This is a genomic window from Bordetella tumbae (genome assembly GCF_965139195.1).
Classification (GTDB): Bacteria; Pseudomonadota; Gammaproteobacteria; order Burkholderiales; family Burkholderiaceae_B; genus Bordetella_A; species Bordetella_A tumbae.
The window spans coordinates 1-26,350 of record NZ_CBCSJH010000022.1; the positions used below are offsets into that span (position 1 = coordinate 1).

Consider the following 26,350-nt stretch of genomic DNA (forward strand, 5'->3'; position numbering starts at 1 on the left):
CGCCGATGATAGTGAACATTCGTTTGTGAAAGTAGGTCATCGTCAGGCTCTTATCCTCAAAACCCCACCAGATTCCCTCTGGTGGGGTTTTGTCTTTGGTGCGGCAAAAAAATAACTCCTTCGTCCCGCATCCTCCGTAAAAATGATTTCATCCGGCAGATTTATCTAATTGCCGATCTCAGCGTGATCAAGGCATCCAGGCAAACGGCGCCGTCCTGTCTCAAGATGAATGGGTTGATGTCTACACCCGACAGGACGTCTCGCCAGTCGTCGGCCAGGCGGGATAGCGCGACCAGGGCATTCGCCAGTATGGGAATATCGAGTGCGGGTTTGCCGCGCCAGCCGTTCAGCAGTTTGTGCGACTGCACAGACTGGATCAGTGCGAGTGCTCGTTCTGTCGTGAGCGGAGCGCTGGCAAAGGCGACATCCTTGAATAATTCTACCGACACGCCACCCAGGCCAAACATCACCATCGGGCCGAACCACGGGTCTACATGTACCCCTAAGATCGTTTCAGTGCCTCCTTTGCTCATTGGAGAAATCAGCACGCCGGAAATGCGTAGATTGCCTGGCACGCCGGCTGCACGTTGTTGCAGCGTGGCATAGGCGTTCCGAACGGCCTGGTCGTCCGGCAGATCCAGCAGGACGCCTCCCATCTCGGTTTTGTGCAGAATGTCCGGCGATACGATTTTTGCCACGACAGGAAAACCGATTGCGTTAGCGGTTTGTACGGCTTGTTCCGCAGTCGTGCATAGTGTTTCGCGCAGCATGGGCAATCCATATTGCGCGAGGATATGCTTGGCTTGCGCTTCGTCGAGTTGCGTACCGGCCACCGGGACAGCAACGATAGGCGCACAGGTTTCTCTGGCCTGATGATGGACTAGATGGCGCCGCCGTTCAACCAGCGCGGCCAGCCCTCCCAACGCAGCCATGGCGCGTCCAGGATCAGCAAAGATAACCAAATGGCGCGTCTCTATCTCTGCGCGCATTTTTTCGCTGTGCGGTCCCACGAGAACGACGAGCTTGTCTGGATGGTCGCGGCGCAGCTTCCCTAACGATTCCAGCATGTCGGGAAAACGGCGTTCGTCGCAGGGAATCTGTGCCAGATAAATACACAGCGTGGACCAGTCCGTGTCTTGCAGGAGCATCTCGGCCAACCCGGGGATGCCTTGCTTGACCGCACTGATTTGCGCTGTGGTGTCCAACGGGTTGTCGCCGATCGCAAACGGGACAAGCCCGTGTATACGGTTCTGTAATGCCGGTGGGATGGAAGGGATGTCAATGCCGTGACGTTCGGCGTCGTCGGTCATGAGTACGCCGATGCCGCCTGAGACGGTCAAAATACCCGCTCGGGGGTTGGCCGGTAGCGGCAGGTGGGTGCACAGATAGGCGATATCCAGCATTTGTTCAATGGTGCTCGCCCGATATGCGCCACACTCGCGTATGACTGCGTCAAAGATGCGATCATTGCCTGCGACTGCGCCGGTATGAGTGGCTGCTGCAAGTTGCCCGCGAGACGAGGTGCCTACCTTCATCAAGATGACCGGCTTGTCGGCAGAGGCAGCCTTTAACAAGGCTTGGCGCAGCATGGCGCCGTCTCGGCACCCCTCGATCGCAGCGCAGATGACCTGGGTGGCAGGATCGGAGGCGAGGAAATCGATGCATTGGGCGACATCGACATCAGCTTCGTTCCCAGTGGCGACAATGCGGGAAATACCCAGGTTTCGCTGGATCGCCTGCGCGTAGGCGCAGGAACCGAATGCTCCACTTTGCGTGGCGAAACTGACGCCACCGGGTTGAGGGGAGAGCGCTTCCAGAGCGGTGGAAAACGTGGCGTAAAAACGGTTGCTGGTGCTGACGATGCCCAGGCAGTTGGGGCCCAGCAACCGTACCCCGTGTTTGGCTGCCAATGAAACCAGCGCATCCTGATGCGCTTGTCCGGCGGGGCCTTCTTCGGCAAATCCCGAGCTGAGGATTTGTACGTGACGTATGCCTTTCTCGATACAAGCCTGCAGCGCGTCGTACGCGCCAGTCGCCGGAACGATGATCACGGCGTGGTCTATCGCATCGGGGACGTCGTTCAGTGTCGGATAGGCTTTCAGTCCCTGGATCGTGTCGTAACGGGGATTGATCGGAAAGATTTTTCCTTTATAGCCAGCCTCACGCAGGAAACGGATAGGCCGTCCGCCAAGTTTATCGGGATCCGACGAGGCGCCGATGATGGCGACCGATGTCGGATCGAAAAAACACTGCAAAGGATGTGCAATCGCAGTCATCAGTCGCCTCGCGAGCCCTGGGTATTCACGCCGTGGGAAAAAGAGGTGTAGCCGCCAGATCGCAGATTGTGGATTTTCTGCTCGTAAGTCAGCGGGTCACCATAGCGTAATGCATTGGCCAATAGCCGAGTTGCCAACTGTGCCGCCGGCATTTCGCGGGTCATGCCCATGCCGCCGTGCAGTTGAATAATCGTTTCTGCAAATCGAATGGCCTCGTTTCCGATGTACAGACCCAGCAAATCCAGCGCTGGGATATCGTCGTTTGCTGCAACAGGTTCCAAGGTTCTCAGGGTGGCTTGTAGCAGGCTTCTGCAGAGTTCATAGACGACGTATAAGCGGGCGACATCATGGCGCAATGCTTGGAAATCGGCGAGAGCATGGCCAAACTGTTTGCGCTCGATCAAATACGAAATCGTGCGGCTCAATGCGCTGCCCATGCTGCATACCGAGTCGGTGGCCGTGGCTGCCGCCGCGATACGCCAACCCGCGTGGATGGACTGGGCCGCAGCGGTACCGGTGGCGAGAGTGTCAGCATCACTGACGTGAAATTTATCCAGCTCAAAGACGGTAATCTGACGATCATCCATGGTGCGATAGACAGTACTGCTGCACGTCAACTGCTCTATGGCAAGGCAAATCAGCATGGCCTTGTTGTTGCCGACGGCATCCCGGCCGATCAACAGCACGTGGGTGCAATCATCAGTCAGCTCGATGCCGGAGGTGGTTCCCGATAGCTGCCAGCCGTGTTTGTCTTTGCTCGCGGATAGCGGTGGCGTCGGATCGCCCGGATGGAGCGGTCCTCCTACTTCGACGATGATGGCGCCGTCGGCGATACCGGTTTGCAGGGTATGTGCAGATGGCTGTTTGGGCAATGCATTCAATATGGTGGGTATCACGCCGCACCGCGTCACAATGGGAAGGTTGACCGCATGCGTCGCGATGCCTTCGATGATCGCAGCCAGGTCTTGGAGATCGCCACCCGCGCCGCCTTGTGCCTCCGGGATCAGCACCGCGTTCCATCCCATTTCACGGATGAGGGCGGCAGCAGGGCGATTGCCAGGACGGTTCGCCATGTCCTGTGCGACGCGGGCAGCGCTTTCCGACAATAATCCCGGGAACAAGGTATTTGGTTCAAACGGCATATCTCACGCTCCAAACAACGATTTTGCAATGACGTTCAGTTGGACCTCGGTCGTTCCTCCTGCGATGGTTTTCGACCGAGAAAACAGGTAGTTCTGCACCCATAGGCCATCGCTTGTCGATGCCTCGTCATCACGGACGAGTTGCTGTGCACCGACAGGTCCAGCGACCAGTAGTCCGATCCGCGTCAGTGATTGCGCAATGGCGCTGCATGCCTGTTTCAATGCGGAGGGTTTGGCGCCCAACGGCTCGCGGCGCGTCATGGCGTCAATCGCTGAGGCCAACATTTCCCGCGCGCCTTTTATTTGCGCCGCCAGCATGGCCATCTGGTGTTCGAGCGAGGAAAAATCGCGCATAGGCTGACTGGCCTGATGTTCTGCCAGCAAGCGCGCCACGCGTCGCCATTGACGTATCAGCTGCGAAACACTGGCGGGTGGCAGACGCTCGCGTTCCAGCAGATATTTGGCGCAAGCCCAGCCTTGACCCTCGGTGCCCAGGAGCCTGTCTGCAGGAACCCGGACATTGTCCAGAAAGGTTTCGTTGACATGATGCCATCCATCTATCGTACGTATCGGCCGCACGGTAATGCCGGGCGTATTCATGTCGATCAGGAAAAGCGAAATGCCTTCTTGTTTTTTTGCTTCGCGTGATGTGCGGGCCAGCAGATAAATGCGATCTGCTTCGTGGGCATGCGATGTCCAGATTTTTTGGCCATTGATGACATAGTGGTCACCGTCACGCACTGCTGGTGTGCTTAATGAGGCAAGGTCCGATCCCGCACCTGGTTCAGAATAACCCTGGCACCACCAATCCGTGGTGTCCCGAATGCGTGGCAGAAAGTATGACTTCTGCGCTTCGGTGCCGAACTGCATGATGACGGGACCAATGTGCCCAAGGCCGTGGTGATACAACGGAGGGCAATCCTGGTCGGCCATGACTTCTTCGAAAATCATGCGTTGCCGTAGGCTCCAGCCCGTGCCACCATACTCGACGGGCCAGTTCGGTGCAGCCCAGCCGCGCTGATAAAGAATCGCTTGCCACTTGCTGTAGACCGGACGCGTTATTTTTTCACCGGAGGCGACGATTTGCCGGATGTCGTCAGGACAATGCGTCTGGGCGAAGTGGCGCAGCTCCTCACGAAAAGCGGCATCTTGTTCGTTCTCGCGATGTCCGTCAGACAAGAGCGCGGAATAGCGGGGATTCAATTCTGGTGGCATATCAACGGCCTTTATAGACAGGAGTACGCTTTTCCAGAAATGCGCGCTGGGCCTCGTTGGCGTCTTCGGTTTTTGAGAGTGCGACGGTGATGTTCTGTTCGAAGCGATAGCCTTCTCGTGGAGGCATGGAGGAGGTGACTTGCGAGGCTTCCTTGGCATAACGCAGCGCGATGGGGGCTTTGCTGGCGATCTCTTGTGCGAGCGCCATGACGTAAGGCATGAGTTCTGCCGGAGGCAGGCTGGCCTCGATCAACCCCAGTCGATAAAGCTCGTCAGCCGAGACTTTCATGCCGGTAAAGAACATGCGGCGTGCGCGCGATTTGCCGAATACGCGCTGCAATAGCGCCGTGCCGCCCGCGAGCCCCACGTTGATTTCCGGCATGGAAACGTAGGCGTTATTCGATGCGACCCAGATGTCGCACGAGGTCATCAGCCCAAAGCCTGCTCCCAATGCAGGGCCATTCACAGCGGCGATCACGGGTTTGTTGCATTCTTGTATCGCCAATGATGATTCACGTACCAGGCGGTTGTGCCGCCAATAGGCGCCTGGGCCTTTTTGTTTGATCGCGGGCCGTTCCGATACGTCTGCGCCCGCGGAGAATACGGATGTCTTGCTGGCCAATACGACGCAGCGGACATCGTCATCATCGTTGAAGCTATCGAAAACCTCGACGATTTCCGCGCGCATCTGCGCATTCTGTGCATTGACGGGCGGACGGTTCAAATACACGATGGCCACGTGGCCGTCGCGTTCGACTTCCAGGCATTCATAGGTCATGCTTTGCTCCTCGTTCAGGGTCAGTACGGCATTCTTGTTGCAAGCAGGTGTTATTGCAGACGCAGGTCGGCACTCGTCTTGGCCAGTTTTTGCAGACGCTCCGATTCGTAGTCCAGAAAATCGGAAAATTGTTCAGGCGACCCGACGGATAACAGCAGCCCCGTTTTATCGATGGCGGCTTTCACGGTGGGGTCTTCTACGGCGTGGCGCAGATCGGCATTGAGCTTGTCGACGATGGCGTCGGGCGTGCCTTTGGGAACCAGAAATCCGAACCAGCTGCCAAAGACCAAGTCCACACCCAGTTCTCGGAATGTAGGTACGCCGGGCGCGAAGGGATGCGGTTTTTCACTGGCAATGGCAATGGCCCGCAGCTTGCCTGCTTTGACATTAGGCATGGCGGACGGACCGTCGAAAATACCGTCGACTTCTCCTGCAAAGACGTCATTCATCGCGGGGGATGTCCCGCGATAAGGTACGTGCGTAATCTGTACTCCGACCGCGCGAGCCCATAGTTCAGCGGCGACGTGCGGGCTGGAGGCGATCCCCGATGAGGCCAGGCGTAGGTTTCCAGGAGATTTTTTTGCTTTGGCGACGACGTCGTCCAGCGTATGCAGATCACTGCGTGCCGATACGACGAGCATGTTGCGGCTGTTGCCTAACAACATGACCGGGCGAAACGCATCTTTGTCGTACGAGAGATCTTTGCGCAGGATGGGGTTGGACGTGTACGCATAGCTCGTCAAGAGAATGGTGTTGCCGTCGGGCTCGGAGCGTGCGACAGCGGACGTGCCTATCATGGTGCCGCCGCCGGCTTCGTTCTTGACGATGACGGGGACCTTCCATTGACGTCCCAGATAGTCCGCAATGATGCGGCCATAGACGTCTGTGACGCCGCCAGGGGCATACGGGACCACGATCGTCACAGGTTGACGCGGGTAGTCCTCGGCAGCCGTGGTTGTTGTGGTGATGACAGATGCGCTGATGACAGCAGCACACAGGTGCAGCAGTTTTTTCATCCATTGCTCCGAGAAGCCTCGGCATTCATGCCGGGGAGGTAAGGGGCGCAGCCGCAAGGCTGCAAGATTGGTCTGATTTGAGTTGATGGCTGGATAAATATCCAGTTTTCTGGTCTGGCGCGGATAGGATCTCGGGCATGCAAACCAAACGTGCCTACCGATTCCGGTTCTATCCAACTCCCGAGCAAGCGATCACGCTGGCTCGCACGTTCGGTTGCGTACGTGTGGTCTACAACCACATGCTTAGTCTTCGTTCGACGGCCTGGGCTGAGCGACAAGAGAGTCTGGGGTATAGCGCGGCATCTGCGGCCCTGACGGCACTGAAAAAGCTGCCGGACTACGCGTGGTTGAACGAGGTCAGCAGTGTTCCGCTGCAACAAACGCTGCGCCATCTGCAAACGGCGTTTACCGGATTCTTTGCCAAGCGAACGGGATATCCCCGTTTCAAGCGCAAGGATGGCACGCAATCGGCGGAATACATCGCCAGTACCTTTCGATGGGATGGCCGCTCGCTCAAGCTGGCGAAGATGACTGAGGCGTTGCCCATCCGTTGGTCCCGTCAAATTCCCAAAGCCGCCAAGGTCACTACTGTCACGGTCAGCAAAGACGCAGCGGGCCGATACTTTGTCAGCCTGCTGTGCGACGACGTGGTGGCGCAGAAAGGGCCTACGTCGACCTGTGTCGGGATTGATCTGGGCCTGTCTCATTTTGCGGTGCTCTCAACAGGAGAAAAAGTCGATGCGCCACAGATCTTTCGCAAGCATGAAGTTAAGTTGGCCAAGCTACAGCGCCAATTGGCCAAGAAACAAAGGGGATCGGCTCGTCGTGCCAAGGCCAAACTGAAAGTCGCCAAGCTGCATGCCAAGATCGCAGACACCCGCAGGGATTTCCTGCACCAGCTTTCTACCCGGTTGATCCACGAGAACCAAGTGATTGCCGTAGAAAGCTTGTCTGTGTCCAACATGCAGAAGAACCGCTGTCTTGCTAAGTCCATCGGCGATGCCGGATGGGCGGAGTTTGTGAGGCAGCTGGAATACAAGGCCCGTTGGTATGGGCGTGAGTTCGTGCGGGTGGATCGCTGGTACCCATCGAGTAAGCGTTGCCACAGCTGTGGGTATGTTTCAACGAAGCTGCCGTTGAGCGTGCGTCGGTGGTCCTGTCCGGGATGCAACGCCGACCACGACCGCGACATCAACGCGGCGCATAACGTATTAGCCGCCGGGCTGGCGGTGTTAGCCCATGGAGAAACGGTAAGACCTGAGTGCATGAGTGAGGATGTGCAACGGCTCGGTTCGGTGAAATGGGAATCCCTTTCCTTCTAGGGAAGGGAGCAGTCAATGATTGTCTCCGTCCAGCTTGAAAAGAGGGCAGCGCCTATTCGATTTTTATGTGAGCGCTTTCGATGAGGGTTTTCCATTTCCTGCTTTCCGAACGGACCAGTGCATCCATCTGTTCGGGGGTACTGCCTTGCGGTGTTGTTCCTACGGCTATCAGGCTTGCACGCAACTTGGGGTCCTGCAGTGCCTGGTTCAACGTGGCGTTGAGTTTTCTGATGATGGCTTCAGGCGTTCGGACAGGAGCTGTGATGTAGTTGACCGGATAGGCCTCGAAACCCTGCAGTGTTTCAGCAATGGCCGCAATGTCGGGCGCCGTGGGATTGCGTGTCGATGTCGACACGCCCAATGCGCGGACGGCACCAGCTCGGATATCCGGCAGATAGACGCTGAGTGTGTCTATTGTCATCGGCACCTGTCCGCTCAGGACATCGGTGCGTGCGGGCCCTGTGCCTCGGTAGGGCACGTGAAAAATATCGATGCCAGCCTCCTTTTTAAAGAGCTCTCCAGCCAGATGGCTGCTGGAGCCGATCCCCGAGCTGGCGAACCCCAGCTTGCCGGGATGGGCGCGGGCATAGTCGATCAGCGTTTGCACATCATGTACCGGCAGATTTTTCGAAACCACAAGGACGTTTGCGCCTTCGGTGACTTTCCCGATAGAGACGAGATCATCGAAAGGCCGATAGGGCAATTGCTTTAGCAGATATGGTGCCGTCATTTGCTGACCGGGCGTGGTGTACAGCAGGGTGTAGCCATCGGCAGCCGCATGCGCGACATAACTCGCGCCCAGGGTGCCTCCCGCCCCGGGTTTGTTTTCGATCACGATGGTCTGCCCCAGGGCTTTGGACCAAGGCTCGGCGATCTGACGGGCGTTGTTGTCGGCGCCGCCTCCAGGCGCAAAAGGGACGATCAGATGAATCGGGCGCTGCGGAAAAGCGTCTGCTGCCTGGGCCTGTGGCATGGCCGTAAATACTGCAAGCATCAACCACAAAGTCAGCGTGACGCGGACGTTGTCATTCATGTTGTCTCCACCTATCTACTTGTTTTATCTGAGAAAACTTGTGCTTTAGGCGCTATGCTGCTTAGTATTATCTGAACTGACCGACCGGTCGGTCAGTTCAGATATGATAGATCGTTTCCTCAGAAATTCAAGTCTTTGAATCCCTGATGCATCTTTACAAGGCGCAGCGTTCGCTATGTCTCGCCCTGCTCGAGTTACCTATGTCCACTTCGGCGATATAGGACGATGGGAAATTTTTTTGTCGGATTGGAACCATGTTTATGTGGGTTGCCACATAAGGTAATGGTTGATGTCGATTTGCCCTCAGGTGGTCGTTTCAATCTGACGTTCGGAAGGCCGTGTTCCGGTGTCTCTTGTTTTTTCCATCTCATCTCTGCGAGCTACTTCATGAGAATCGATCCAAACCGCCCTGTCTCGGAGACCTCTGCAACAGGACTCCATAACGTTTCGGGTGAGTCAGCGGGGAAAATTCCCAATGACGACTTTTTTTCTGCCGTGACCAAGGGGAGTAACGAAGAGGTCGCCGGTATGTTTGCGCGAGGCCGAGTCGACCTCGCCGCGATAAACGACGCTCACGGGCAAACTCCGCTGCATATGGCGATCGCCATGGGGCACAACGAGATCGCGAAGACGATACTGGCTCATTGCGGCGACAATCCCCAAGTGCTGGATGCTCCCGACAGACAAGGATATACGCCGCTAATGCGGGCCGCCGCATTGAAAAATGTGGACCTGATGCAAGCCTTGGTGAAGGCGGGAGCGAGCCAGCCCAATAGTCAGAAGGTGAAAGACAATCTTTCCTCTACGGAAAAGCAAGCGATCAAAATGTCGGCAGTGTTGATCGAGGCAAAAGGGGATCTCAATGCTGCGTTGGAAATCGCTGTTAAAGAGGGCATGAACGGTATCGCAGAATTGTTCGCCGACAATGGAGCCGATCCAGCGTCACTTTTGCAGCGTGTTGCAGAGCAAGCCAGCACTGGCGATAAGCATGACAGAGTACTTGCCTCACGTACTACCAACGCGGTGCTGTTGTTAAGAAATATCTTGCGTCAAGACAAGTTTAGCAGCGAGGGCGCGTTTGAAGCAGTCCTGGACAATTTGGTGAGATCAGGGGACGTGAGGGCACTGAGCACAGTGCTGATGGAGAACGACGACGCGACATCGCTTTTCAAGCATTACGCTCAATCGAATGAGCTAAAGGAAGCGACCTCTTTGTTCAAAGCCGGTGCCATTGCGGACGATGCGCTATGGGATCTAGCCGAGGATGCAACGCTGACCGCCTCAGAAAAGAAAATGAGTCTGGGCGTGCTCATTACCGCGGAGAAAAATGTGAAGGCCGAGGCAGATGGCGCGGGTCATGTCACACCTTCGCACAGTGCCGCGCGTATTGCAGGTCTCGCAGATACTGCTATGGAACGTGCGGTATCGGAAATGTATGAACAAGGGAAACAGGACGAGGCAAAACTCTTGGTTAAAGCCGGAGCGCCTGCGGTAGCGTTGCTGATGCATCTTTGCCAGAAGGGCGATATGCGCGCTGCAAAATCACTCATTAACCTCGGTGCTGATTTCATTACCACGATGAATCTGCTGATGGAGCAGCGGCGGCAGAGCGATGCTGATGTCTTGGCTGTCGCGCTGAGCGCGGCACGGGATGAAAAAATCGCCGCACGAAATTAAGGCCCTTTACTGTAGCTAAACGGGTTCGTCCTCACCGGTGAGAAACGCGGGAGGGCGACTTCAGCATGCCGTACGCGGGATTGCGGGTGCCGGTTAATACCGAGGTGGAACCGCAGCCGGTGCGCGAACAGGGGGGAGCCTAGAATCATGCGCCGGGATCTCTGGATCGTCCCCTTCAATCAATAAAGCTCGTCAGCCGAGTTGACCGACCAGTCGGTTAGTTGGAATATGATGGATCGTTTCCTCAGAAAATCGAGTCTTTGAAATCCCGTATCATCAATTTCGTGTTTTCAGGACAGATCCCTCAGCTATGACCACACGTGAGCCCGAGCGTAATAATCAGATCATTGACGTGGCCCGCCGGTTGTTTGCCCGCCACGGCTATCGTGGCACATCGTTGAACATGATCGCGGCCGAGGTGGGAGTCTCGAAGTCTGCGCTCTATCACCATTTCCCGGACAAAGAAACGCTATACCGAAGCCTGGTTGCCAGCGGCATGCAGGTCCTGTTCGAGTATGTGCGTGACCGGATGCCGCCTGCGGAAAGCGGCGCGGCGGAGCGCTTGTACAGTTTCATGAGAGCGTCGATTCAGTACTACGAGCAGTTTCACGATAGCTGGGTGTCCGGCTCGCAGCTCTTTTGGTCGGCCGAGAATGAGGAAACGCGGGCCATGGTGCTCGAGTGGCGTGATGCCTACGAGGAACTGTTGAAAACCTCGATTCGAGATGGCATTGCTACGGGTGTATTTCGTCCTGGTACAGACGTCAGCCTGGCCAGTAAATTTCTGTTGTCGTCGCTGAATCAATTGTCCCGCTGGTACCGGCCGGATGGCGAAAAGACGGCGACAGAAATCATGGATAGTTTTGTGGGTATGTTTTTGCAAGGGATAGAACAACCGCCACGGGCGAGATGAGTTCATTACGTCTTAGAGAAAAAAAGTCGTATGGATCAAGCGCAGCGGGAGAACCATACGATTCAATATTGATTGATGCTGGAGCGCCCGTTGGCGGGGCCGATGTCTGTTTCTGACTCGGCCCCNCCGGCCCCGTATTGCAATGGAATTAGGCTGCTGGAGCGTTATCCGGTTGTCATCGCGATGGACCTCGCGCGGGGCGTCTTGTTATAGCTCTGTGCGAGTGGAATGGGTCTGGTTTACAACGAACTCAACGACGCTTGCCATGGGGCATTGTTTTGCGTGTTGCCGTTCATGCGTTTGCCCGATACTCGACCGGTATATTGCTGATCACCTGCGGTGAATTGAATCGTCTCTCCTTCAAGCTTGGCATCGGTGATCGGTGTGACGTTATTGCCATCGCGCAGTGATCCGCTGAGCATCTGGTAGGTTTGCTGCAATACGAGTTCTTTGTCACCGAGTTTCCACGTGCCAGCGACTTTGGCGGGGACGATCCACTTGTGGGCGTTGCAGTAAGCGGTGCAGTTTTCGCTGACTTGTGCGGATTCGTCGGGTTGCCAGTCGCCCATGGTGAATGAGTTGGAGACGACTCGTGTGCCGGGTTTCATTTCCAGGATGATGGGACGTAGGCGTTCATTCAGGCTGGGCAGCAGAAACAAGGTCAATACGGTGGCTTCGGAGAAATCCGATTTGAAAATATCCGCTTGTTCGAATGTCGCTTTGTCAGCGACTCCTTCGGCTTTTGCGGCGCGTTGGGCCAAGGCGACCATGTCGGGGTTGAATTCGATGCCGCGCGCCGTGGTGCCGCGTTTGGCGGCGGTGATGACGGTGCGGCCGTCGCCTGATCCCAGATCGACCAAGCGGTCTTGCGGGGTGAGCTCAGCCATTTCCAGCATGCGGTCGACCAGCGCTTGAGGTGTGGGAACCCACACCACGTCTTTGCCGGACTGACCGACCGTGGGTTCATAGGTCGAGGGCTTGTCAGCCGTGGTCTGGGCGGCGACGCTCGCGTGCCAGGCCATGGCGCACAGCACGGCAGATACTAGGGATTTTTGCAGCGTTTGCATTGACGTTCTCCTTGTTGAGAGGGCAAGTCAGAGGGCGGCATCGTCCCGCGGACGGGCGGTGGCGACGGGTTCTACAGCTTTGTTTCTAAGCAACAAGAGCGGAGTGCCGGCAGCCAGCACAGCCAGTCCGATCCAGGCCGCGGCACCGGTGTGCAGAATGCTCGCGTGCAGCATGTACAGGCACGTCAGGCAGAACGCGATCGGCGTGAAGGGATAGAGAGGAACGCGATAGGGCAGTTGGCGTTCTGGATGCCGCCAGCGCAGCACGAATACGGCGAACCCGATCAACAGCAGGAATCCCCAAAATACAGGGGCTGTGTAGTCCACCATGGCTTTGAAACCATCGCGCGTGATGGCGCCCATGCCGATCAGGGCCAGTGCGATGGCGCCTTGGACCAATTGCCCGTTGGCTGGGGTTTTGCCCCGGCCGTCCCAGATACCCATCCAATGCATGACAGAGAGGTCCTGTGCCATGGCATAAAAGACGCGGGCTCCGGTAAAGATGGTGGCGTTGAGGGTGGAGATGGCGGCGACGATAATGGCCAGCGTGACGATGGTTTCCCCTGCGGGGCCAGCGACTTGGCGCATCATGTCGGCAGCCACGGCATCCGAGGTGCGCAGCCCGTCCAGGCCGAGAATGGAGACGAGGGCGAGATTGGCCAGCACGTAGAGGACGATCAGAATGATTGTGCCGGTGACGAGGACTTTCGCGATGTTGCGCGGCGCGTCTTTGAGCTCGCCAGTCAGATAGGCCGCTTCGTTCCAACCGCCAAAGGTCAGCAATACAAAGATCATCGCCAGCCCTAGCGCGGCGGTGTCTGGTGAGATCGGCGCCGGCGGGGCAGCGGTTTCTGCCGGGGCGCCGAATAGTCCAAAGAGAATCACTGCAGCGAGGGCGCCTATCTCGATCAGGGTCACGACGACCTGCAGCGTTTTGCTTTCTGCCGTGCCGATGATGTTGATGCCCGTAAACAGAATGACTGAGAGGGCGGCGTAGAGCGCAGGGCCATAGGGACCCAGTGGAAAGAGTTGAGCTACATAATCGCCCAACATGAACGCGACACCCGCGATGGCGCCCGTCTGGATGACGGTGCCCCGTGCCCAGCCAAATAGCATGGCGACAGGACGTCCATAGGCTCGCGACAGAAAGTGGTATTCACCGCCTGCATGAGGGTGCGCCGCGGAGAGCTCGGCATAACAGAGTGCACCGATCAGCGTGACCACACCACCGGCCACCCAGACCATAATGAACGCCCATTCCGAATCGACATTGGCCGCGACGATAGAGGGAGTCCTGAAGATACCGATGCCGATGACCAGGCCTACGAGAATAATGACGGCATCAAAGACCGACAGCAGTCCTGCGGGTTTGGCCTCGACGTGGTGAGAGGCTTGAGTGGGTGATGCCGTACTGCGCTGGTGTAAATTGTTCATCCATTGCTCCGAAAAACCTCGGCATTCGTGCCGGGGAGGTAAGGGGCGCAGCCGTAAGGCTGCAGGATTGGTCTGATTTGAGTTGGTGACTGTATGAATATCCAGCTTTCTCGTCTGGCGTGGATAGTATCTCGGGCATGCAAACCAAACGTGCCTACCGATTCCGGTTCTATCCAACGCCCGAGCAAGCGATCACGCTGGCTCGCACGTTCGGTTGCGTACGTGTGGTCTACAACCACATGCTCAGCCTTCGTTCGACGGCCTGGGCTGAGCGACAAGAGCGCTTGGGGTATCACGCGACGTCTGCGGCCCTGACGGCACTGAAAAAGCTGCCGGACTACGCGTGGTTGAACGAGGTCAGCAGTGTTCCGCTGCAACAGACACTGCGCCATCTGCAAACGGCGTTTACCGGATTCTTTGCCAAGCGAACGGGATATCTCCGTTTCAAGCGCAAGGATGGCGCGCAATCGGCGGAATACACCACCAATGCCTTTAGATGGGATGGTCGTGCGCTCAAGCTGGCGAAGATGACTGAGGCGTTGCCCATCCGCTGGTCCCGTCAAATTCCCAAAGCCGCCAAGGTCACTACTGTCACGGTCAGCAAAGACGCAGCGGGCCGATACTTTGTCAGCCTGCTGTGCGACGACGTGGTGGCGCAGAAAGCGCCTACGTCGACCTGTGTCGGGATTGATCTGGGCCTGTCTCATTTTGCGGTGCTCTCAACAGGAGAAAAAGTCGATGCGCCACAGATCTTTCGCAAGCATGAAGTTAAGTTGGCCAAGCTACAGCGCCAATTGGCCAAGAAACAAAGGGGATCGGCTCGTCGTGCCAAGGCCAAACTGAAAGTCGCCAAGCTGCATGCAAAGATCGCAGACACCCGCAGGGATTTCCTGCACCAGCTTTCTACGCGGTTGATCCACGAGAACCAAGTGATTGCCGTAGAAAGCTTGTCTGTGTCCAACATGCAGAAGAACCGCTGTCTTGCTAAGTCCATCGGCGATGCCGGATGGGCGGGGTTTGTGAGGCAGCTGGAATACAAGGCCCGTTGGTATGGGCGTGAGTTCGTGCGGGTGGATCGCTGGTACCCATCGAGTAAGCGTTGCCACAGCTGTGGGTATGTTTCACCGAAGCTGCCGTTGAGCGTGCGTCGGTGGTCCTGTCCGGGATGCAACGCCGACCACGACCGCGACATCAACGCGGCGCATAACGTATTAGCCGCCGGGCTGGCGGTGTTAGCCCATGGAGAAACGGTAAGACCTGAGTGCATGAGTGAGGATGTGCAACGGCTCGGTTCGGTGAAATGGGAATCCCTTTCCTTCTAGGGAAGGGAGCAGTCAAGAGTTTGTAAGCTTCAGAACAATAGGCCGCCAGCGTGGCGGGGGAGCTGCGGGAGTTAAATTGACTTCAACAGCGAAAAGCCGAAGGTATTGATGCCGTGTTCGCTACGGATACAGACGGACCCGCCATGCATGGACGCAATGGCGCGCACGATGGACAGACCGAGGCCGTGATGGATGCCGCTATGGGTGCGTGCGGCATCGCCACGGTAAAAGCGTTCGAATAGACGAGACTGCTGTTCAGGGGGAATCGGATCGCCGTGATTGGAAACGGAAACCCATGCATAGTCGCCGCGTATTTCAATGGCGACGACGACTTCGGTGCCGGCATACGCATAGCGCACGCTGTTGGAGAGCAGGTTGGCCAGTGCGCGATGGAACAGGCGTTTGTCGGCGTGTACGTCGGCCTCACCGTCGACGCGGACCGTGAGGTTGCGTTCGAAGAAGGTGTCCTCGACGTATTCCACGGTTTTACGAGATTCGGTCAGCAGCGAGATATCGCTGAGTTCCGCGGCACGATGTCCGTTCTCGGCGCTGGACAGGAACAGCATGTCGTTGACGATACTGCTCATCCGCTCGAGCTCTTCCAGATTGGATTCGAGCAAGTCTTGTAATGCACCGAGATCACGTTCGCGCACAAGGGCGACCTGAGTCTGGCCGATGAGATTGGTCAGTGGGGTACGCAGTTCGTGGGCGACGTCGGCGTTGAATCCCTCAAGCTGCAACCATGCGGCCTCGCGGCGCTCGAGCGCGTTATTGAACGACACAGCGAGTTCACGGATTTCCGGTGGCAGGCCGACGACGTCCAATCGTTGCCGGGGATTGTTGGGCGGCAAACTGTTGGCCTGCCGGCTGAGACGGCGTACGGGGCTCAAGCCCAGTTTTGCGATCCAGTACCCCAGTATGGCAACCAGCAAGATACCCAGGGCTGAGGTGATGCTCATGACCCGGGTGAATTTTTCTTTGGTGTGGATGTAGGCCGAGCAGTCGAGCGCGACGATGAATTCCACTTCGGGCCGATCGCCCGAGGCGGGAATGGTGCGGCTCAAGGTCGCCCAGATGTTGGACGGCTCGCGGACTTTGATGAATCCGAACGGTTCTTTGGGTATTTCCCAGCCGTCTTCCAGCAACAAGGGGGTGCTATAGGCAAAGCGCTCGTCCGAGGAGCGTATCCAGTAACGGACCCGCGCGCCTTCTTGGGAAAATCCGTCGAGTTTGCGGCGTACGGTGTCCCACTCTTGTTCGTTGGCGCGCGAGTGGATGTAGGGGTCTAGCAGGGTATGGTGATATTCCAGCTCACCGCGCACCTGTTCGCGCACGGACTCGGTCAATACGCAGTACAGAAAAAAAGCCACGCCCGAAAATACCACCGCTGCGGTGATGGCGAACATCGTCGCCAATCGCCATGCAATCGGTAGGCTGCGTCTCGGCCGTATCATGCGGCCTCGTCCGACTGGTCACTATGCCGGTTTTCGAGCACGTAGCCCATGCCGCGCACCGTGTGCAGCAGTTTGCGGCCATAAGGGGCATCGACCTTGGCGCGCAGGCGTTTGACTGCGACTTCGACGACGTTGATGTCGCTATCGAAGTTCATGTCCCAGATCTGCTCGGCGATCATGAGCTTGGAGAGGACTTCTCCTTGATGGCGCGCGAGCAGGCTGAGCAGCGAGAATTCTTTGGCAGTGAGATCCAGGCGCTGCCCTGCACGGGTGACTTTGCGCGCCAGGAGATCGATCATGAGGTTGTCGACTTGCAGAGTGGTGACCTCGTGCCCCTCTGTGCGGCGTCGCGTCTGGGCTTGCAGGCGGGCGACCAATTCCGTAAACGAGAAGGGTTTGGGCAGATAGTCGTCGGCGCCTTTGCGCAATCCCGTGACGCGGTCGTCTACGGCGCCGCGCGCCGACAGCATGATGACCGGCGTGGATTTCTGGCGGCGTAACTGGGTCAGCACGCCGTAGCCATCCAGGCCAGGGAGCATCAGGTCCAGGACGATGGCGTCATAGTCGAACTCGAGGGCCAGGTGCAGGCCGTCAACGCCCGTGTCGGCGATGTCGACGGTATAGCCGAGTTCGGTCAGTCCTCGCAGAATGTAGGAAGACGTTTTCGCTTCGTCCTCGACGACAAGTACTCGCATGGTGGAATTTGCTTTTGTACCAGGGGAAAAATGGCTCGTACAGTATGGGGCCAGTTTACGCAGGCTCGTAGGTCATCGCGCTGACGATACGCTGACATTTCTGTCAGCCAGGAGCTGAGGCCGTCCTGGTGTACGCGCATGTCGTCACGGGCTGTGGCAAAAGCCCAACTGCAATTAATGCCTAGTGTAGGGCAATCAGCGATGTTCGCCGTTTAGGTAGAGCCAATGTCCGCCGACGCGCAGAAACCGGCTGATTTCGTGCAGGCGCGTGGCGCGGCCTGCCTGACGGTAGCGAGCCACGAATTCGACCGTGGCGTGATCGGCGTCTGGCTGGTGATGTTGCTTGATCTGCAGGCCTAGCCACTTCAGGTCAGCGGGGTTGGGCTCTAGTTGGGCGGGGCGTGTGTCGGGGTGCCAGGTGTCGAGCAAATACGGCAAATCGTCCAGCACAAACGCGCTGTAGCGCGAGCGCATCAAGGCTAGGGCGTCAGGGGCGAGCAGGCGCTGCGGGCCGCGATGCCACGGTTCGCAGCAACGCGCATAGGCCAGGCCGCTTTCGCACGGACACGCGGACATGGGTCAGACTACCAAGTCTTGATAGTCGGGGTGCCGGACGATATAGGCCACGGCATAGGAACACAAGGGCAGAACGCGCCAGCCGCGCTGGCGAGCCGTGTCCAGGGCATGCCGGGTGAGGGCTGCTGCGATGCCCCGGCCGCCGACGGCACTGGGGACGCCAGTGTGCTGGATGATCATGGTGTTGTCGCGCAACTGATAATCCAGAACACAGGCGTGGCCGTCTACACGGGTTCCGAAGCGGCCTTGGGCTTCGTTATGCTCAATGACAAGCGTGGTGTCGGACATGGGCGTAAACCAAGGAAGACGAGTCGGCTGCTATAGGCAGATCAGCGATACATGAACAGGATAACCCAGACCGCAATCATGGCGATAAGGCCCACCCAGCATGATGCCCAGAAGCCTACGATGGGGGCTTTCACAATGAAGGGTACGCGTTTGGGCTCGATGTGGCCGAGCTGCTTGTTGGCATGGGCAAACAGGCCGAAGTTGAATCCCGGAAAGGCCAGGCGAAGGAAATAATCCTGGAAAATCGAGGTCTTGATGACCAAGGGGAATTGCCGAAACGATCCGTGCTTCAGTAACGGATGCTTTAGCGTAGCGTTGATTCTGTCCGTTTGTACAAAGAACAGCAAAATGCCGCAGATCGAGCAGACGACGAAGCACAACGTGACGAGACTGAATGCGTAGGCGAGAACGGGAGTGGACATGAGATGCAGTGCAGTAATGGATGGCTTGTGGGGCGGCGAGGCGGGAGCTACCCGCGTGTCTGTCCTTCGCCGCTGAGTACCCATTTCAGGGTGGTGAGGCCTTCGAGGCCGACAGGGCCGCGTGCGTGCAGGCGGTTGGTCGATATGCCGATTTCAGCACCCAGGCCATACTCGAACCCGTCCGCAAAACAGGTGGGCAGATTGACATAGACTGAGCTGGAATCGACTTCGCGTTGAAAGCGCTGGGCGGCCGAGAGATCCTCGGTCACGATGGCGTCGGTATGGCCGGAGCCCCAGCGAGCGATGTGTTCGATAGCTTGGTCCAGCGAGTCGACGATGCGTATGGCCAGGATCGGGGCGAGGTATTCAGTGGCCCAGTCCTCGTCGGTGGCGGGCTTGGCGGCAGGCACGATCTCGCACGTGCGAGGGCAGCCACGCAGTTCGACGCCGTGTGCGGTAAACGCGGTGGCCAGGCGGGGCAGGATCGAGATGGCGGCGCCCGCATCGATCAGCAGGGTCTCCATGGCGCCGCAGATACCGTAGCGATAGGTCTTGGCATTGAAGGCAATCGTATGGGCCTTTTGCGGATCGGCGGCGGCATCGATGTAGACGTGGCAATTGCCGTCCAGGTGTTTGATCAAGGGCACGCGGGCTTCGCGCGCCAGCCGGGCGATCAGGCCTTTGCCGCCTCGGGGAACGATGACGTCGATGTGCTCGGTCATGGTGATGAGCTTGCCTACTGCGGCGCGATCGGTCGTGCCGACAACCTGGACGGCTTCAGGGGGCAGATTGGCAGCCTGCAGGCCGGTTTGTACGATCTGTCCCAGCGCGACATTGGAGTGAAAGGCCTCGCTGCCGCCGCGCAGGATGGTGGCATTGCCTGATTTCAGGCACAGCGCTGCCGCGTCAATGGTGACATTGGGGCGGGATTCGTAAATGATGCCGATCACCCCCAGTGGTACGCGCATTTGAGCGACGCGCATGCCATTGGGGCGCACGGAGCCTGCTGTGGTGCTGCCGATCGGATCCGGCAGGTTGGCGATCTGATGCAGGCCTTCTGCCATTTTGTCGATGGCGTTGTCCGATAGGGTCAGGCGGTCGAGCAGCGCCGGCTCGAGGCCGTTGGCGCGTGCGGCTTCCAGATCCTGGGCGTTGGCGGCCTTGAGGACAGCCCGGTTTTCCAAGAGCGCATCGGCCATGGCGAGCAGCGCCTGGTTTTTGGCCGCGCCGCTGGCGCGCATCATGGCGCGCGAGGCGCGCCGGGCGTTTTCACCCAAGGCCAGCATGGCGTTATCGATATCAGAAGAGGACATGAGAGTGTCTGGCATGATTCGGAGGACGGCGCAGCATGCACCGGCAGATAGTCTTAAGTGTATCGTGCTGCGCGGCAGCGAAGGGAGAGCCGCGGCAGCAGGAGCGCAACCGCAAGGGGCGGCTGCGCAGAGCGCTGCAGCCTGCCGCGCGGGCCGCAGCACCAGATAGTCATCGAGCCCGGCTGCCGGCCGCTGCAACGCGCAGTGCCAGGCGGGTCATTTCTTCCCAAGGGTCTGCGAGGCGTCCAGAGACGGTCAATCCCTTGATCAGACGGTCGACCTCGTGCGCATGCTGGACCGCCGCCGGCCAGGCTTTGGCGGGAATGCGGCCCAGGGCCTGCAGGGCGAGTTTCTCGTGAGCCCCAAAAATCCGCAGCCGGCGCATCAGTGCGCCCGCGTCCTGGCCGGTGGCGCGGGCTTCGGCGACTCGTGCCAGCAGGCGGATTTCGTCGCCAACGGCCCACAGGACCAGGGGCAGGGCCTCGCCTTCGGCGCGCAGGCCCTCCAGCATGCGGATGGTGCGCGGTGCGTCGCCCGCGAGCATGGCGTCGCGCAGACCGAAAACGTCGTAACGGGCGACGTTGAGCACGGCGCGCTCGACGTCCTGGGCGGCTAATTGGCCTTCGGGATAAAGCAGGCCGAGTTTCTGGATTTCCTGGTGAGCGGCCAGAAGGTTGCCTTCGACTTTGTCGGCCATCCACTGCAGGGTGGCGGCGTCGGCACGCTGGTTTTGGCGCGCCAGGCGGGCGCCGATCCAGGCGGGCAGGCGGCCGCGTTCGATCGAGGCGATGTCGATCATCATGCCGCTTTGCGCCAGCGCCTGGACCCATTTGGCGTCGCGCGTGGCCTTGTCCAAGCGGGGCAGGGACACGACGATCAGGGTGTCGGGATCAGGTTGCGCCGTGGCTTGCGTGGCCAGTTTGGTCAGCGTGTCTGCACCTGTTTTCCCGGGCTTGCCGGTGGGCAGCTTGATTTCGAGGATGCGTTTATCGCCAAAGAGCGAGACGCTTTGCGTGGCGGCGAAAACAGCGCTCCAGTCACTGCGCGCATCCATGATCATGGAGGTGCGGTCGGTGTAGCCGGATTGGCGTGCGGCAGCGCGCAGGGCGTCGGCGGCTTCGATGACGAGCAGGGGTTCGTCGCCGGATATGGTGTACAGCGGCGCCAGGCGCTGCCCGGCGCGTTGCAGATGTTCTGCCAATCGGTCAGCGTCTAGCGGCTGCGCCATGCATCACCACGTGCCCGTGCCGGGCGTCCCTGGCGTTTGCCATGTTTCGGGCCGATTGTCGGACGGCACGACATTGGGGTCGTAGACCGGAGAGTCGGGATCGCTCTCGCCACGTTGTGCGGCTTCGTAGGCAGTGTTTACGTCAGGCGCCGTCAAGCGTCGGAGCAAACGGCTGACCAAGGCTTGTTGCATGGATTGGTACAGGGTTTCCATTTGCGCTTCTTTGGCCTGGACGACTTGGTCGTCGTACGGCATTTCGCGGTAGATCGACAAGGTGGTGTCGGGCAGGATGGCCACCCCTTTATTGGTGACTAGGCGAAATGTGAAGTTGATGCCGAGTTCGTATTCCTCGACACGGCCTTGCGCGTTGAGCGAGACCTCGCGCAGTGAGCGGCTATTGTCGACCACTTGCAACACGGCGTCGGCATCCTTGGTCTGGTCCGCGAGGCGCGTGTTGGGGGATGCCGCGCGTATGGCGCGCCGGACGTCGGCGCCAAAACGCGTGTTTTCGGGGATGCCGACATAAAGCGTATCGAACGGCAATGGCGTGACGCCACGCATGGCGAAGCCGCACGCCGCCAGCAGCATGACGGTCGCCAGGCTGGCTGCACGCAGCCACCAGCGGGAGCGGAAATGTTGCAGGCGGGGCGGGGCAAAGTGCATGCGTGACCTCTTAACCAACGACGTTGACGAGCTTGCCCGGCACGACAATCACGCGCTTGGGCGGACGGCCTTCGAGGAAGCGGGAGACTTCTTCTTGGCTGGCGGCGAGTTGTTCGATCTCTGCTTTCGAGGCTTGCGCTGCGACGCGGATCGAGCCGCGCAGCTTGCCGTTGACTTGCAGCATGAGCTCGATCTCGTCAGCCACCAAGGCGGCCTCGTCGACGTGCGGCCAGGGCGCGTCCAGCAAGTCGCCCAGCGGGGCTGCGTAACCCAGGTCACGCCACAGATGCCACGTGATGTGCGGCACGACCGGATACAGCACACGCAACAGGATGCCGATGGTTTCGGCGCGGGCTGCGTCGGCGTGGGCGCCGTCGGGGAGCTTGGCGCTGTCGATGGCGTTGAGCATTTTCATGCAGGCCGACACCACGGTGTTGTATTGGATCCGTTGGTAATCGTAGTCGGCTTGCTTGAGCAGGCTGTAGACCTCGCGGCGCAGATCCTTGACGGGGGCGGGGGCTTGAGCCCAATCGCTGCCCGCAGCCAGGCCGCGCGCAATGGACTCATGTTGGCCATGGCACAGCGTCCACAGGCGGCGCAAGAATCGATTCGAGCCATCTACGCCGGAATCAGACCACTCCAGGGTCTGTTCGGGAGGGCTGGCGAACATGACGAACAGCCGTGCAGTGTCGGCGCCGAGGGTATCGATGAGCGCTTGGGGATCCACGCCGTTGTTTTTCGACTTGGACATGGTGCCCACGCCGCCATACTGCACGGCGGAGCCGTCGGCCTTGAGTTTGGCGCCGGTGATGGCGCCCTTGGCGTCGTACTGGTTTTCGACTTCTTCGGGCCAGAAATACTCGATACCGCCCTGGGCGTTTTTGCGCGAATAGATGTGGTTCAACACCATGCCCTGGCACAGCAGCTTGGTGAATGGCTCGTCAAAATTCAGCAAGCCCATGTCGCGCATGACGCGTGTCCAGAATCGCGCGTACAGCAGGTGCAACACAGCATGTTCGATGCCGCCGATGTACTGGTCCATGGGCATCCAGTAATCGTTGCGGGTGTCGACCATGGCCTCGTCGTTGCCCGGCGAGGTGTAGCGCATGAAATACCACGACGAGTCCACAAAGGTGTCCATCGTGTCGGTCTCGCGCCGCGCGGGCTTGCCGCAGCTCGGGCATGAGCACGACAGGAATGCCTCGTTTTTGGCCAGCGGGTTGCCGCTGCCGTCGGGAATCAGATCATCCGGCAGGATGACTGGCAGGTCTTTTTCGGGCACGGGGACCGGACCGCAGTCGGGGCAGTGGATGATGGGAATGGGGGTGCCCCAGTAACGCTGGCGCGAGATCCCCCAGTCGCGCAGGCGCCAGGTGGTTTGTTTTTCACCCAGGCCCTGGGCTGTCAGGTCGGCAGCAATCGCGTCCACGGCTTCGCGGAACGTCAGGCCATCATATTTGTCGGAATTGACGGTGCGGCCGCTTTGTTTGTCGCCGTACCATTCTTGCCAGGCGTCGGTGGAATAGGTTTTGCCCTCGACCGCGACGACTTGCTTGATGGGTAATTGGTATTTCTGGGCAAAGGCGAAATCGCGCTCGTCGTGAGCGGGCACGCCCATGACGGCACCGTCGCCGTAGCTCATGAGCACGTAATTACCCACCCAGACGTCGATTTGCTCGCCCGTCAGCGGGTGAGTGACGGTCAGGCCCGTGGGCATGCCGGATTTTTCGCGCGTGGCGATTTCGGCCTCGGTGGTGCCGCCGAGCTTGCATTGCTCGATAAACGCGGCGAGTTCCGGATTGGATTGCGCTGCGTGCGTGGCCAGCGGGTGTTCAGGCGCAACCGCGCAGAACGTGACGCCCATGATGGTGTCAGCACGCGTGGTGAAGACGTACAGCTTGCCATCCTGGATAAGCTGGCCGTCCGCGCCGGCGATCTGGTGCGGGAATGCAAAGCGCAGGCCCTCGGATTTGCCGATCCAGTTTTCCTGCATGATGCGTACGCGCTCCGGCCAGCCGGGCAGGCCATCGCGGACTTGTTCCAGCAGTTCGTCGGCGTAATCGGTGATGCGCAGGTAGTAGCCGGGGATTTCGCGTTTTTCCACGAGGGCGCCCGAGCGCCAGCCGCGCCCGTCAATGACTTGCTCGTTGGCCAGCACGGTCTGATCGACCGGGTCCCAGTTGACGACCTGTGTCTTGCGATAGGCGATGCCTTTTTCGAGCATCTTCAGGAACAGCCATTGGTTCCATTTGTAGTATTTCGGGTCGCAGGCGCACATTTCGCGCGACCAATCGATCGCCAGACCCATCGATTTCATCTGCTTTTTCATGTAAGCGATGTTGTCGTAGGTCCATTTGGCCGGGGGGACTTTGGACTTGATGGCGGCGTTTTCGGCGGGCATGCCGAATGCGTCCCAGCCCATGGGCATCAGCACGTTGTAGCCGCGCATGCGCAGTTGGCGCGCCATCATGTCGTTGATGGTGTAGTTGCGGACGTGCCCCATGTGGAGCTTGCCGCTGGGGTACGGCAGCATGGAACACGCGTAGAACTTCGGCTTTTCGGTGCCGTCGGCGTTCTGGGCGTGCTCGGTGACGCGGTAAGCGTCGCGGGCCTGCCAGTCTTGGTGGGCGGCTGCTTCGACGGCGGTGGGGCTGTAACGTTCCTGCATGGGCTCGTGCGCGTATATATAGAAAGAAAGTGGGCCGCCGTTGCGCAATGCAACGGCGGTCAAACCCCTGATTATAGAGAGTCCCTAGCCGCGAGGGGCCACGGGCGGGTTTTCGGGGATGCGCGCCGATGGGGACCAGAGGGCGTAGGCCAGGCCAGCCAGGCTCACGGCCAGACCGCCGGCCGAGACCGCCAGCCATCCGCCGGCGGCGTACAGGAACGACGATATCAGTGAGCCGGCTGCGCCGCCAATAAAATAAGACGTCATGTAACCGGCGGTGAGCCGGCTGCGGGCGTCGGGTTGCAGTCGATAGATGGTGGTCTGGTTGGTGACGTGGACACCCTGAATCATCATGTCCAGAACGACAACACCAATCAGCAACGCCGCCAGCGAGTGTGCGCCCAGGGCCAGCAGCACCCACGAGGCTGCCAACAGTATCAGCCCGATCCTAGTCGCCAGATTGCCGCGTCCGCGATCATTGAGGCGGCCGAATCGATTGGCGGCAAAAGCACCCGCCGCCCCCGCCAGGCCAAATAGACCAATGGTGCTGTCACTGTAGGAATAGGGTGGATTGGCCAGCAGGAACGTCAGTGGCGTCCAGAACATGCTGAACGAGGCAAAGATCAACGCCCCCAGCAGCGAGCGAGCCCGAAAGAGAGGTTCACGCGCGTAGAGATGAAAAATAGAGGCCAGCAAGCTCGTGTAGCTGAGATGCGTGGTGGCCTTATAGCGCGGCAATACACGCCACAAGGCCGCGGCCATGATGAGCAGCAATCCCGATGCGACCCAGTAAACCGTGCGCCAACTGCCCAGTTCGGCGAGCCCGCCAGCTACCGTGCGTGCCAGCAGAATGCCGAGCAACAGGCCGCTCATGACCGTGCCCACAGCCTTGCCGCGCTGGTGAGGGGCCGCCAATGTGGCGGCGAACGGCACGAGGACCTGGGCGACCACGGACAATACGCCCGTGGCGGCGGTGCCTGCCAGCAGCATCGGAAAGCTGTTGGCAAAGCCTGAAATCAACAAGCCCGCAGCACTCAGCAGGGTCATGCACACGATCAGTGCACGGCGTTCAAGCATATCGCCCAGGGGAACCAGCAGCATCAGACCGATGGCATACGAGAGTTGGGCCGTCATGACGATGCTGCCGGCGGCGGTTTCGTTCAAGCCGAATTGCTGGCTGATGGTATGCAACAAGGGCTGCGCGTAGTAATTGCTGGCGACAATCAGCCCGGTGGCTGCTGACATCAACAAAATGATAGGTGTGGTCAGCGTGGGCGCGTGGACGGGAGTGGGATGAGACATGGAACAGACTGCAATCAAGAGGAGTGGGCGTTGGCGTCGTGCGGGCTGAGCAGTTGTCGCAGCAGCGTCGCGAGATGTTTGCGGTCGGCCGCAGGCAGCGGGCTCAATAGCTCCTCGAGCTTGATCAGGTAGTCATCCAGCACGGCTTTGATGACGCGCAATCCCTGGGGAGTCAGCGACACCAGGACGCTGCGGCGATCATCGGGGTTTGGCGCTCGGACCAGCAGGCCGGCTTGTTGCAAGCTATCCAGACGATGAGTCATGGCACCGGAGGACAGCAAAAGGGCGCCGACCAAGGCCTGTGGGTTCAGTGCATGCGGCGGGCCCGCACGGTACAGCGTGGCCAATACATCGAATTCACCCTGATGCAGGCCGTATTCGCGAAAAGTAATGTCTACCTCGCGCGCGGCGAGCGTATGCAGCCGAAACAGCCGGCTGAATACCGCCATGCTGGAGACATTCAGGTCGGGGCATTGCTCGTGCCATTGGCCGAGCACGAAATCAACATGGTCGCGCATGATTATCTTTACGTTAAGTATTTTGATA

At 59.0% G+C, this 26,350-nt stretch carries 23 protein-coding genes; 4 read left to right on the top strand and 19 right to left on the bottom strand.

What is annotated here, in order from left to right; genetic code table 11:
* Positions 1-161: 161 nt before the first annotated feature.
* Genes ACNA0J_RS19705 through ACNA0J_RS19725 form a run of 5 tightly spaced genes read right to left on the bottom strand, consistent with a single transcriptional unit; the run spans position 162 to position 6,427 of the window.
* Entirely contained in the window at positions 162-2,276 is a 2,115-nt protein-coding gene (locus tag ACNA0J_RS19705; protein WP_415820561.1) for an acetate--CoA ligase family protein, read from the bottom strand.
* On the bottom strand, positions 2,276-3,418 hold the full coding sequence (locus ACNA0J_RS19710; RefSeq protein ID WP_415820562.1) for an acyl-CoA dehydrogenase family protein: 1,143 nt from the start codon (positions 3,416-3,418) through the stop codon (positions 2,276-2,278). The genes ACNA0J_RS19705 and ACNA0J_RS19710 overlap by 1 nt, the downstream gene beginning before the upstream one ends.
* Positions 3,419-3,421: 3 nt before the next feature.
* On the bottom strand, positions 3,422-4,633 hold the full coding sequence (locus ACNA0J_RS19715) for an acyl-CoA dehydrogenase family protein (RefSeq protein ID WP_415820563.1): 1,212 nt from the start codon (positions 4,631-4,633) through the stop codon (positions 3,422-3,424).
* Position 4,634: 1 nt separating this feature from the next.
* Positions 4,635-5,411 carry an enoyl-CoA hydratase/isomerase family protein gene (locus tag ACNA0J_RS19720; RefSeq protein WP_415820564.1) on the bottom strand — a complete coding sequence of 259 codons (777 nt, stop codon included), beginning with the start codon at positions 5,409-5,411 and terminating at the stop codon, positions 4,635-4,637.
* A gap of 50 nt (positions 5,412-5,461) precedes the next feature.
* Positions 5,462-6,427: a Bug family tripartite tricarboxylate transporter substrate binding protein gene (locus ACNA0J_RS19725; protein ID WP_415820565.1), complete on the bottom strand. Its 966-nt coding sequence runs from the start codon at positions 6,425-6,427 to the stop codon at positions 5,462-5,464.
* 137 nt (positions 6,428-6,564) lie between these two features.
* On the opposite strand from ACNA0J_RS19725, the gene ACNA0J_RS19730 reads away from it, so the two are divergent.
* Positions 6,565-7,749: an RNA-guided endonuclease InsQ/TnpB family protein gene (locus ACNA0J_RS19730; RefSeq protein ID WP_415820566.1), complete on the top strand. Its 1,185-nt coding sequence runs from the start codon at positions 6,565-6,567 to the stop codon at positions 7,747-7,749.
* A gap of 52 nt (positions 7,750-7,801) precedes the next feature.
* Here the strand turns inward: ACNA0J_RS19730 and ACNA0J_RS19735 are convergent, their stop codons facing one another.
* A complete protein-coding gene (locus tag ACNA0J_RS19735; protein WP_415820567.1) occupies positions 7,802-8,782 on the bottom strand; it encodes a Bug family tripartite tricarboxylate transporter substrate binding protein in 981 nt (326 codons plus the stop codon).
* A gap of 282 nt (positions 8,783-9,064) precedes the next feature.
* On the opposite strand from ACNA0J_RS19735, the gene ACNA0J_RS19740 reads away from it, so the two are divergent.
* A complete protein-coding gene (locus ACNA0J_RS19740; RefSeq protein WP_415820568.1) occupies positions 9,065-10,459 on the top strand; it encodes an ankyrin repeat domain-containing protein in 1,395 nt (464 codons plus the stop codon).
* A 310-nt stretch (positions 10,460-10,769) separates the two neighbouring features.
* On the top strand, positions 10,770-11,372 hold the full coding sequence (locus ACNA0J_RS19745) for a TetR/AcrR family transcriptional regulator (protein WP_415820569.1): 603 nt from the start codon (positions 10,770-10,772) through the stop codon (positions 11,370-11,372).
* A 239-nt stretch (positions 11,373-11,611) separates the two neighbouring features.
* Here the strand turns inward: ACNA0J_RS19745 and ACNA0J_RS19750 are convergent, their stop codons facing one another.
* The gene (locus tag ACNA0J_RS19750; RefSeq protein ID WP_415820570.1) at positions 11,612-12,439 is read right to left on the bottom strand and encodes an SAM-dependent methyltransferase; all 828 of its coding nucleotides are present in this window, start codon (positions 12,437-12,439) and stop codon (positions 11,612-11,614) included.
* A gap of 27 nt (positions 12,440-12,466) precedes the next feature.
* Positions 12,467-13,873 carry an APC family permease gene (locus tag ACNA0J_RS19755; RefSeq protein ID WP_415820571.1) on the bottom strand — a complete coding sequence of 469 codons (1,407 nt, stop codon included), beginning with the start codon at positions 13,871-13,873 and terminating at the stop codon, positions 12,467-12,469.
* 137 nt (positions 13,874-14,010) lie between these two features.
* On the opposite strand from ACNA0J_RS19755, the gene ACNA0J_RS19760 reads away from it, so the two are divergent.
* Positions 14,011-15,195 carry an RNA-guided endonuclease TnpB family protein gene (locus tag ACNA0J_RS19760; RefSeq protein ID WP_415820572.1) on the top strand — a complete coding sequence of 395 codons (1,185 nt, stop codon included), beginning with the start codon at positions 14,011-14,013 and terminating at the stop codon, positions 15,193-15,195.
* Positions 15,196-15,266: 71 nt separating this feature from the next.
* Here ACNA0J_RS19760 and ACNA0J_RS19765 read toward each other — a convergent pair whose 3' ends face one another.
* From ACNA0J_RS19765 to ACNA0J_RS19815, 11 genes are all read right to left on the bottom strand, one after another.
* Positions 15,267-16,649: a heavy metal sensor histidine kinase gene (locus ACNA0J_RS19765; RefSeq protein WP_415820573.1), complete on the bottom strand. Its 1,383-nt coding sequence runs from the start codon at positions 16,647-16,649 to the stop codon at positions 15,267-15,269.
* Positions 16,646-17,344 (bottom strand): heavy metal response regulator transcription factor, encoded by a 699-nt coding sequence (locus ACNA0J_RS19770; RefSeq protein WP_415820574.1) that lies wholly within the window; start codon positions 17,342-17,344, stop codon positions 16,646-16,648. Before ACNA0J_RS19770 ends, ACNA0J_RS19765 begins: the two co-directional genes overlap by 4 nt.
* A gap of 195 nt (positions 17,345-17,539) precedes the next feature.
* On the bottom strand, positions 17,540-17,920 hold the full coding sequence (locus ACNA0J_RS19775) for a YchJ family protein (protein ID WP_415820575.1): 381 nt from the start codon (positions 17,918-17,920) through the stop codon (positions 17,540-17,542).
* A 3-nt stretch (positions 17,921-17,923) separates the two neighbouring features.
* The gene (locus tag ACNA0J_RS19780) at positions 17,924-18,208 is read right to left on the bottom strand and encodes a GNAT family N-acetyltransferase (protein WP_415820576.1); all 285 of its coding nucleotides are present in this window, start codon (positions 18,206-18,208) and stop codon (positions 17,924-17,926) included.
* Positions 18,209-18,249: 41 nt separating this feature from the next.
* Positions 18,250-18,630 carry a hypothetical protein gene (locus ACNA0J_RS19785; protein ID WP_415820577.1) on the bottom strand — a complete coding sequence of 127 codons (381 nt, stop codon included), beginning with the start codon at positions 18,628-18,630 and terminating at the stop codon, positions 18,250-18,252.
* 47 nt (positions 18,631-18,677) lie between these two features.
* Positions 18,678-19,943 carry a glutamate-5-semialdehyde dehydrogenase gene (locus ACNA0J_RS19790; RefSeq protein ID WP_415820578.1) on the bottom strand — a complete coding sequence of 422 codons (1,266 nt, stop codon included), beginning with the start codon at positions 19,941-19,943 and terminating at the stop codon, positions 18,678-18,680.
* A gap of 169 nt (positions 19,944-20,112) precedes the next feature.
* On the bottom strand, positions 20,113-21,171 hold the full coding sequence (gene holA, locus ACNA0J_RS19795) for a DNA polymerase III subunit delta (protein ID WP_415820579.1): 1,059 nt from the start codon (positions 21,169-21,171) through the stop codon (positions 20,113-20,115).
* Between the two features lie 3 nt (positions 21,172-21,174).
* Positions 21,175-21,834: an LPS-assembly lipoprotein LptE gene (locus ACNA0J_RS19800; RefSeq protein WP_415820580.1), complete on the bottom strand. Its 660-nt coding sequence runs from the start codon at positions 21,832-21,834 to the stop codon at positions 21,175-21,177.
* A 10-nt stretch (positions 21,835-21,844) separates the two neighbouring features.
* Positions 21,845-24,502, bottom strand: a complete 2,658-nt coding sequence (gene leuS, locus ACNA0J_RS19805) for a leucine--tRNA ligase (RefSeq protein WP_415820581.1) — start codon at positions 24,500-24,502, stop codon at positions 21,845-21,847.
* Positions 24,503-24,586: 84 nt separating this feature from the next.
* Positions 24,587-25,804, bottom strand: coding sequence for an MFS transporter (locus ACNA0J_RS19810; protein WP_415820582.1), 1,218 nt, complete (start codon positions 25,802-25,804; stop codon positions 24,587-24,589).
* Positions 25,805-25,818: 14 nt separating this feature from the next.
* Positions 25,819-26,322: a MarR family winged helix-turn-helix transcriptional regulator gene (locus ACNA0J_RS19815; protein ID WP_415820583.1), complete on the bottom strand. Its 504-nt coding sequence runs from the start codon at positions 26,320-26,322 to the stop codon at positions 25,819-25,821.
* Positions 26,323-26,350: the final 28 nt, after the last annotated feature.

Excerpts from the sequence above, each read along its gene's own strand:
- ACNA0J_RS19780 (WP_415820576.1), bottom strand. The coding sequence starts at position 18,208 with ATGTCCGACACCACGCTTGTCATTGAGCATAACGAAGCCCAAGGCCGC.
- ACNA0J_RS19745 (WP_415820569.1), top strand. The coding sequence starts at position 10,770 with ATGACCACACGTGAGCCCGAGCGTAATAATCAGATCATTGACGTGGCC.
- ACNA0J_RS19725 (WP_415820565.1), bottom strand. The coding sequence starts at position 6,427 with ATGAAAAAACTGCTGCACCTGTGTGCTGCTGTCATCAGCGCATCTGTC.
- ACNA0J_RS19815 (WP_415820583.1), bottom strand. The coding sequence starts at position 26,322 with ATGCGCGACCATGTTGATTTCGTGCTCGGCCAATGGCACGAGCAATGC.
- ACNA0J_RS19810 (WP_415820582.1), bottom strand. The coding sequence starts at position 25,804 with ATGTCTCATCCCACTCCCGTCCACGCGCCCACGCTGACCACACCTATC.
- ACNA0J_RS19770 (WP_415820574.1), bottom strand. The coding sequence starts at position 17,344 with ATGCGAGTACTTGTCGTCGAGGACGAAGCGAAAACGTCTTCCTACATT.
- leuS (WP_415820581.1), bottom strand. The coding sequence starts at position 24,502 with ATGCAGGAACGTTACAGCCCCACCGCCGTCGAAGCAGCCGCCCACCAA.
- ACNA0J_RS19765 (WP_415820573.1), bottom strand. The coding sequence starts at position 16,649 with ATGATACGGCCGAGACGCAGCCTACCGATTGCATGGCGATTGGCGACG.
- ACNA0J_RS19775 (WP_415820575.1), bottom strand. The coding sequence starts at position 17,920 with ATGTCCGCGTGTCCGTGCGAAAGCGGCCTGGCCTATGCGCGTTGCTGC.
- ACNA0J_RS19785 (WP_415820577.1), bottom strand. The coding sequence starts at position 18,630 with ATGTCCACTCCCGTTCTCGCCTACGCATTCAGTCTCGTCACGTTGTGC.
- ACNA0J_RS19735 (WP_415820567.1), bottom strand. The coding sequence starts at position 8,782 with ATGAATGACAACGTCCGCGTCACGCTGACTTTGTGGTTGATGCTTGCA.
- holA (WP_415820579.1), bottom strand. The coding sequence starts at position 21,171 with ATGGCGCAGCCGCTAGACGCTGACCGATTGGCAGAACATCTGCAACGC.
- ACNA0J_RS19740 (WP_415820568.1), top strand. The coding sequence starts at position 9,065 with ATGGTTGATGTCGATTTGCCCTCAGGTGGTCGTTTCAATCTGACGTTC.
- ACNA0J_RS19760 (WP_415820572.1), top strand. The coding sequence starts at position 14,011 with ATGCAAACCAAACGTGCCTACCGATTCCGGTTCTATCCAACGCCCGAG.
- ACNA0J_RS19720 (WP_415820564.1), bottom strand. The coding sequence starts at position 5,411 with ATGACCTATGAATGCCTGGAAGTCGAACGCGACGGCCACGTGGCCATC.
- ACNA0J_RS19755 (WP_415820571.1), bottom strand. The coding sequence starts at position 13,873 with ATGAACAATTTACACCAGCGCAGTACGGCATCACCCACTCAAGCCTCT.
- ACNA0J_RS19790 (WP_415820578.1), bottom strand. The coding sequence starts at position 19,943 with ATGTCCTCTTCTGATATCGATAACGCCATGCTGGCCTTGGGTGAAAAC.
- ACNA0J_RS19730 (WP_415820566.1), top strand. The coding sequence starts at position 6,565 with ATGCAAACCAAACGTGCCTACCGATTCCGGTTCTATCCAACTCCCGAG.
- ACNA0J_RS19705 (WP_415820561.1), bottom strand. The coding sequence starts at position 2,276 with ATGACTGCGATTGCACATCCTTTGCAGTGTTTTTTCGATCCGACATCG.
- ACNA0J_RS19800 (WP_415820580.1), bottom strand. The coding sequence starts at position 21,834 with ATGCACTTTGCCCCGCCCCGCCTGCAACATTTCCGCTCCCGCTGGTGG.
- ACNA0J_RS19710 (WP_415820562.1), bottom strand. The coding sequence starts at position 3,418 with ATGCCGTTTGAACCAAATACCTTGTTCCCGGGATTATTGTCGGAAAGC.
- ACNA0J_RS19715 (WP_415820563.1), bottom strand. The coding sequence starts at position 4,633 with ATGCCACCAGAATTGAATCCCCGCTATTCCGCGCTCTTGTCTGACGGA.
- ACNA0J_RS19750 (WP_415820570.1), bottom strand. The coding sequence starts at position 12,439 with ATGCAAACGCTGCAAAAATCCCTAGTATCTGCCGTGCTGTGCGCCATG.